At 55.0% G+C, this 7,083-nt stretch carries 3 protein-coding genes; all 3 read right to left on the reverse strand.

Translation table 11 applies throughout. The features are described from left to right. Positions 1-3,051 (reverse strand): phage tail protein (locus EQY_RS24835; RefSeq protein ID WP_071987967.1); only part of this gene is annotated, 3,051 nt, incomplete at its 3' end. A 64-nt stretch (positions 3,052-3,115) separates the two neighbouring features. Then, positions 3,116-3,715 carry an Ail/Lom family outer membrane beta-barrel protein gene (locus EQY_RS0116735; RefSeq protein WP_001230352.1) on the reverse strand — a complete coding sequence of 200 codons (600 nt, stop codon included), beginning with the start codon at positions 3,713-3,715 and terminating at the stop codon, positions 3,116-3,118. A gap of 70 nt (positions 3,716-3,785) precedes the next feature. Next, positions 3,786-7,083 (reverse strand): phage attachment tail tip protein J (gene gpJ / locus EQY_RS0116740; RefSeq protein ID WP_000408650.1); only part of this gene is annotated, 3,298 nt, incomplete at its 5' end.

The following is a 7,083-nucleotide window of genomic DNA, read 5'->3' on the forward strand; positions in this document are numbered from 1 at the left end:
GTTAAATGCGATGTTTTTGACGGTGTTTTCCGCGTTACCAGCAGCGTTAACGGTGATGGTGTGTCCATGTGAACCAATCGCAACGGAGTGCGTATGAGCACCAATACCGACAGTATGCGCGTGTGCACCTGCAGATGCTGCTGTGCCGGACAGTGAATGGCTATGATTACCATCTGTACTGGTATTCGCTAACCACCCCGTAGATATACCTACTGAGCCTTGTACACCCCAGGTATTTTGACCTGAGCTTGTATAACCATATTGATAAGTATCTTTAAAAACACTGGGGTTAAATCGACGGCCATCTCTATGGCTGTGATTACCAGCTGCATTCGTGCTGCCACTTAAACTATGGGTATGCGCACCAGTGTTATTCGTGGATTTAGTGCCGTAATCAAACGACGATGTGGTTTTCGTCCCCAAATCTGTACTGGATGCGCTGGCGCTGTGGGTATGCGATTTAATGCCGTCCTGTTCCTGAGACAATACGGCCCGACCACTGGCAGGTTTGCCCTTAATCGTCCAGCCACGCATATCAGGGATCACGCCTGACGGATAAGCGGCTGCAAGTTTCGGGTAAGCAGATTTGTCAAAAGTCTGCCCCTGCATCAGGGCATAACCAGACGGAACGGTATCTGATGGCCACGGGATTGGTGCACCGACTGGATAAAACTCTGCAGGAGGATGAGCCGAGGTGTAAAGCTGCGCCCACGGCGACCAGTTTGCGTCGGTCGTATCCCGTCGTGAACGAATAAATGCCGGAGCATGAGCACCGCTTGTACCACTCCAGCCGATGAGTAACTCACCTTCGCCAACGGCTGTCATCCCTTTCAGGTGAATGATATTTCCATACGCTGTTGGATATCCGTTGTTATACACCTCGTATAACTCAAGACCTGTTGCCCCCTGCGTATTGTCTGTCAGCGCGGTTACCCGACCTTTTGAAGACAGATTAACTGATGATACTGCTGTTCCACCTGACGGTAACGCCCCGATCTCTGATGCCGTTGGCTTATTTCTGGAGTTATAGTCCCTTCGCCAGCCAGGTGAATAATCTGTTCCGTGATTAATATAGGTAAACTGGGCGTTAGTTGTTCCACCACCAGTGGAGGTGGTCGGTGTGGTAATGCGGATCGTCATCGCTGACTTTATCCCCATTACTTCAATGACAGCTCCGGCGAGATGAATATTACCGCAGCCAGTATCAGTAATGATTTTATTATTGCCATAAGACCAGGAACCCTTGCACATCCAGTATGGATGGTTAAATGCTCCCTGAGAATCCAGCCACTCGATAAACTGTGCAGTCGTCCAGTTTCCTGTTGTTGTGCTTACTGACCCACCGAAGGCACGGCAGGCACCAATATTTTTCGTAAAGGTGTCTTTGCCAGGGATATCCGCACCGTTCTGATCTTTCTGCAGACGTTTCTCAGCATTGTCATTGGCTGCTTTTACGGCCTTTGGCGTTGCCGCCAGCGTTTCAGACGTGCTGTTGGTCGCGCTGCTTAGCTGGATTATCCCTTTCTGTGCTGTCGTTGCATCCTGTGCGGTGTATTTCCCGTTAGCCAGGTCATACGCGGCCTTAACGGCTTTTGGCGTTGCCGCCAGTGACTCGGAAGTGCTGTTGGTCGCACTGCTGAGCTGTACTATCCCCTTTTTCGTCGTGCTCGCATCCTCAAGCGCCACGGCGGATGCAATATCCTCTGCCCGTTTTGCCGCTGTCTCAGCGCGCGTTGCTGCAGATTCCGCCGTACTTTTGCTCTGAGCTGCTGCCGTCGCACTGCCAGCTGCCTCTGTCGCCTTCGTGGATGCCGTCGTGGCGCTACCCTTCGCTGCTGACGCCTGTCTGGTCGCCTCATCTTTTGAAGCAGACGCAGATGATGCCGATGACGACGCCGAACTGGCTGACGATGCGGCAGCCGTTTTTGAGGATTCTGCGCTGGTTTCCGACGCTTTCGCGTTCGTTTCGGATGTCTTCGCTGCGGAAGCAGACCTCGCTGCTGCGCTGGCCTGTTCAGTGGCTTCGCCAGCCTTCGTTGTGGCTGTTGAAGCAGACGATGCGGCGCTTTCTGCCGATTTTCCGGCGGCGGTGGCACTGGCTGAGGCCTGCCCGGCACTTGTTGACGCTGCACTGGCAGACGACGCAGCCGCTGTTTTTGAGCCTGCCGCAGCCGAGGCGCTCTGTCCCGCTGCCGTTTCAGAAGACCTGGCGTTCGTCTCTGACGTTTTTGCCGCCTTCGCGGAATTTCCTGCCGCTGTTGCCGAGGAAGCTGCGCTACTGGCGCTCGAGGATGCGTTCGTTTCTGATGATTTTGCCGCCTCTTTTGAAGCCGCCGCATCCCGGGCTGAGGTGGCAGCTTCTGACGCTTTCGTAGTCGCGGTGGATGCAGAAGTGGCTGCTGATTGTTGTGACGCTGCAGCATTCGTTTCTGACGTTTTCGCGGCACTGGCACTGGTAGCTGCCGCGCTTTTTGAGGACTCTGCAGCGGCAGCACTTTTTGATGCTTCAGTGGCCTTTGTTGATGCCGTTCCTGCGCTGGAAGTCGCTGACTGAGCCGACGACGCGGCCTGTCCGGATGACGTGCTGGCTGCGCGTGCTGAGCCTGCAGCATCAGTCGCATGGGTTGCCGCCTCACGGGCTGATGTGCTGGCATCACTGGCTGACTTCTTCGCGGCTGCCGTGTTCTGTGCCACCACGGACGCGTTACGCGCCACCTCTTCCACCATCAGCTCAAAACGGCGCAGTGCCTCCGGACGGGCATCATCCTCCGTCATGGCACCGAGAAAATCATTCAGCGTACCGGGTCGGGAATCTTCATACACTGTGATGGTCCCGGCATGTGACGGCGGGAATCCTTCCACCAACAGACTGACGCTGTACTGACCGTACTCAACGTCCATACTGTAACGCCCGGCTTCATCCGGATTTTCAGATGCCAGCGTGTTCACCACCACCGTGGTACTGTTACGTTTTGCTTTCAGCTGGATTGTGCAGTTCTGTACCGGTTTTCCTGTGCCGTCTTTCAGTACACCTGAAATTTTTACTGCCATATTCACCCCACAAAAAAGCCCGCCTGAACCGGCGGGCTGTCATAACACTGTGTTACCTGGCTAATCAGAATTTATAACCAACACCCACGATGAACCCGTCAGTGCGCCAGTCACCACTGCCGGAGCCTTCATAAGCGACATCAATGGCCACGGATTCGGTCGGGTTAAACTGCACGCCAGCTCCCCACGCCAGAGACGTGTTGCTGTGGCGACCGTCATCACTTCCGGTCAGCACATCGTGCTTTTTCCCCTTGTTGTCAGTTACGCGGAGATAATCCCCGGAGAAAGTCGACACACGGCTGTAAGCCACACCCGCCATCGCATACGCGCTGAACCATTCATTCACGCGCACAGACGGCCCCGCCATTACGCTGAACCAGCGGTTACGAACGGAATCTTCATGCCAGCGGGTATCGCTGTAACGGGTAATCTGGCGATTCTTGTCTCCTGCATAGCTGAACGACGTCACCATCCCCAGTGTGTCCGTAAACTCATAACGGTATTTCACGTTAATCCCGTTCAGATCATCACTGCCGGGAACGTTCGTCCGGGCATGAAGATACCCCGCGCTCAGCGTGGACTGATGTTCAGACGCCCATGCAGGCGCACCGGATACGGCCAGACAAATGGCTGCGGACAAAATGGCGGCATAAAGTTTACGCATAATTACCTCTCGCTTTTCTGCAATAAAAAAGGCGTCATTCCTGACGCCCTTTATTGGGGTTATAAATATTTCAACGAATACTGATGCCGGAAGCGGCTTTTTTGGTCACAATCACCGTACAGTCGGTGATATTGCCTGCCCCCTGATTGCCTTTCTGGAAAACCTTAAACTCCAGAGTGACGCTTCCCCTGCCACTCGGCATATCAATAACCGCACTGTAGCTACCGGGAATGGCCCCTTTAGTTTCTCTGGATGCGATTAATACACCGTTTTTGCGAACTTCAAAACCATAACCCGTGTATCTTGTACCTCCCGGGTTATTACCACTTCCCGGATCGCTATACGCTATTCCGTTAAAGATAATGGGCGGAATAATGATTTGACGGTCAAAGTTATGATCATCGCTGATGGTGACTGTAACCGTCCCGTTTGGTGTTTCCGTGTTACCCCACGTACCAGCCTGTTTCGGGAATGATTTGGATACAGCTTTAACGAAGTCACCTCTGACCTGGGTCGCCTCCAGCATGCCCTTAATCGTACAGTTCTGGTTAATCGTGACATTGTTGAGCGTTCCTGAGTTCGCATTCACACTGCCACTGATATCCGCATTTTTCGCCGTCAGTCTCCCGTCTGATGTCAGGGAAAATGCCGGAGGATTACCGCCGCTGGTAATGGTGGGGGCCGTCAGGCGTTTCAGGAACACTTCATTCATGAATATCTGATCGCCCTGACCAACAAACATCGGCTTTGTGTTGCCATTCGCAGGATTAATCATCGCAATCCTGTCTGCTGCCAGCAGCACCTGACTCTGCATGCCGTCAGGGGTGTTCTCAATACCGGCACCGATACCCGCAATATAAAGGCGTCCGTCCTGCATCTGCTGCAGCTTCACTGCCCACATGCTGTTCAGGTTATTATTTGTATCAACCTGAACCTTCTGTATCTGCTGGATCGCTGCACTCTGGTCTTCCAGTTTCTTATTGACGGTCTGTGTTATTTCATTGCTGACATCCGTTATGGACGTCCTGATTTCAGTCAGGTCAGGCGCAAGCTGACCGTTATCAATCTGCGTCCACAGCTCCTGAGCCAGATGGGTTTTCCCTATCTCGCCTTTGAAAAAATCCAGATAGCCTGATGCATCATCACTCGGCTGACCGACAGCCTCCACGAATGCCGATTTGCCAACGGTGTTCACACTGCGAACGTAAAAATAATAATCATGGCCCGGTTTGATATTGATACTGGCGGCTATCCAGTACAGTGCCGTACCAAGATAACGCGCGCTGGTTTCAACCTGCCTGATATCCGCAATCCGTTTTTCCGAGAACCAGAACTCAAACTGTACCGTCGGGTCATAAACCGCAAGATGCGGCGTGGCGGTTATCTGAAAATAGCCCGGCGTCAGCTCAATCCGCGACGGCACTGCAGGTGCGGCAATCCGGAACGATACCGATGCCGGATCGCCCTGCTGCCCCCGGGCATTTACCGCCCGGACTGTCAGCCTGTAGTTCCCCAGCGCCAGTTGTGTGAAGCGGTATGTGGTTTCCGCCGTCCGGGCTGTGCTGACCAGCCGCTCACTGCCGTCATCCGCTGCCACGGTCAGGCGAAGCATGAAACTCACGCCCTTCACCACCTTCGGCGTATCCCAGCGGGCCAGTACCTGATATTCCCCGCTGTCTGCGGTGACTTCGGCGGTCAGGTGCTGCACCGCTGGCGGCGTGACACCATTCACCGTGCCGCTCTGGTCGCCGTCAAAGTGCGCCCCGTTATCCACGATGGCTTCTTTTTCCGGTACATGCTGCACGGCAGTGATGGCATACGTGCCGTCATCGTTCTCACGGATACTCACACAGCGGAACAGGCGCTGGCGCAGCGTCGGCAGCTTCAGCCCCCACACACTGTATTCTGCAACGCCGTCAGGAACCCGGTTCACTTTCACCTTAAGTCCGTCGGTGACGGACTGAACCTCCACGCTGACCGGATTACCACTTCCGTCAACCAGGCTTATCAGCGTGGTACCGGAGGATGACAGCGTGATTTCACGGTCGAGCGTCAGCGTCCGGGTCTGGCTGTTCACCGCCAGCACGCGACCACCGGTGCTGATACCGGCATAGTCATCATCGCAGATTTCAATGACATCGCCCGGTACATGGCGAAGCCCTTCAGCACCCACGCTGAAATCCACGGTCTGCGTTTCCAGCAGTTCTGTTTTAATCAGCCACAGCCCGGCGCGGTGCGCCTGCCCCCGGCTGGTACAGCCAAAGGCATCCATCTTCGTGACGTTACGACCGTAACGGGCAATGGCCTGCGTGTCCTCCACAAGCTCTGTCGCCGTCTCCCAGCCGTTATTCGGGTCAATCCAGTTCACCTCAACGGCATTATGGCGGTCCTTCAGGGCGCTGAAGCTGTAGCGGAACGGCGCACCATCATCCGGCATCACCACATTACTGCGGTTATAGGTCCACACCTTATCCGACGGTCGGTCCTGCACGAACGTCAGCGTCTGCCCGTTCCATACCGGCATACAGCGCATCGCCGAGCAGAAATCACTGAGCACATCCCACGCCTTACGCTGTGTGGTCAGGTACGCATTACAGGTGATGCGCGGCTCCGTGCCGCCAAAGCCGTCCGGCACCGACTGATCGCAATGCTGGCCGATGACATACAGCGCCCATTTGTCCACATCCGCCGCACCAAGACGTTTCCCCATGCCGTAGCGCGGATGGGTCAGCATATCCCACAGACACCAGGCCATGTTGTTGCTGTATGCTGGCTTAAACGTTCCGTCCCAGATACCGCTGTATTGCCGCGTCTGCGGGTTATAGTTCGACGGCACCTGCAGAATGCGCCCGCGCAGATGATAATTACGGCTCACCTGCTGGCTGCCGAACTGCTCCGAATCCACCTGTACGCCGACCAGTGCCGTGTTCGGGTAGCACTGTTTCACATCGATGATTTCGGTGTATGACGACCAGAGCGTTTTGTTCTGCAGCTGGTCTGTGGTGCTGTCCGGCGTCATCCTGCGCATCCGGATATTAAACGGGCGCGGCGGCAGGTTATCCACCACCACCGAGGCCAGATACTGCGAGGTGGTTTTGCCCTTAATGGTGATGTCTTTTTCCGTCACCCAGCCACCGTTACGTTGTATCTGAACCAGCAGGCGGACTTCCGACGGATTCCGGTCCCCCTTTGAGGTGGTTTCCACCAGTGCCTGCACACCGAAGGTAAAGCGCAGACGGTCAATGTTTGCCGACGTGATGGTCCGGGTGATCGGCGTGTCATATTTCACTTCTGTACCGAGCACCGTCTCGGAGCCGGAGGATTCAAATCCCTCCGGCGGTGTCTGCTCCTGCTCACCGGCCCGGAAC

The organism is Escherichia sp. TW14182 (assembly GCF_000208525.1).
Classification (GTDB): Bacteria; Pseudomonadota; Gammaproteobacteria; order Enterobacterales; family Enterobacteriaceae; genus Escherichia; species Escherichia ruysiae.

What these genes read in the sequence shown, in the direction of transcription:
- EQY_RS0116735 (WP_001230352.1), bottom strand. Translation starts at nt 3,715, where the DNA reads ATGCGTAAACTTTATGCCGCCATTTTGTCCGCAGCCATTTGTCTGGCC.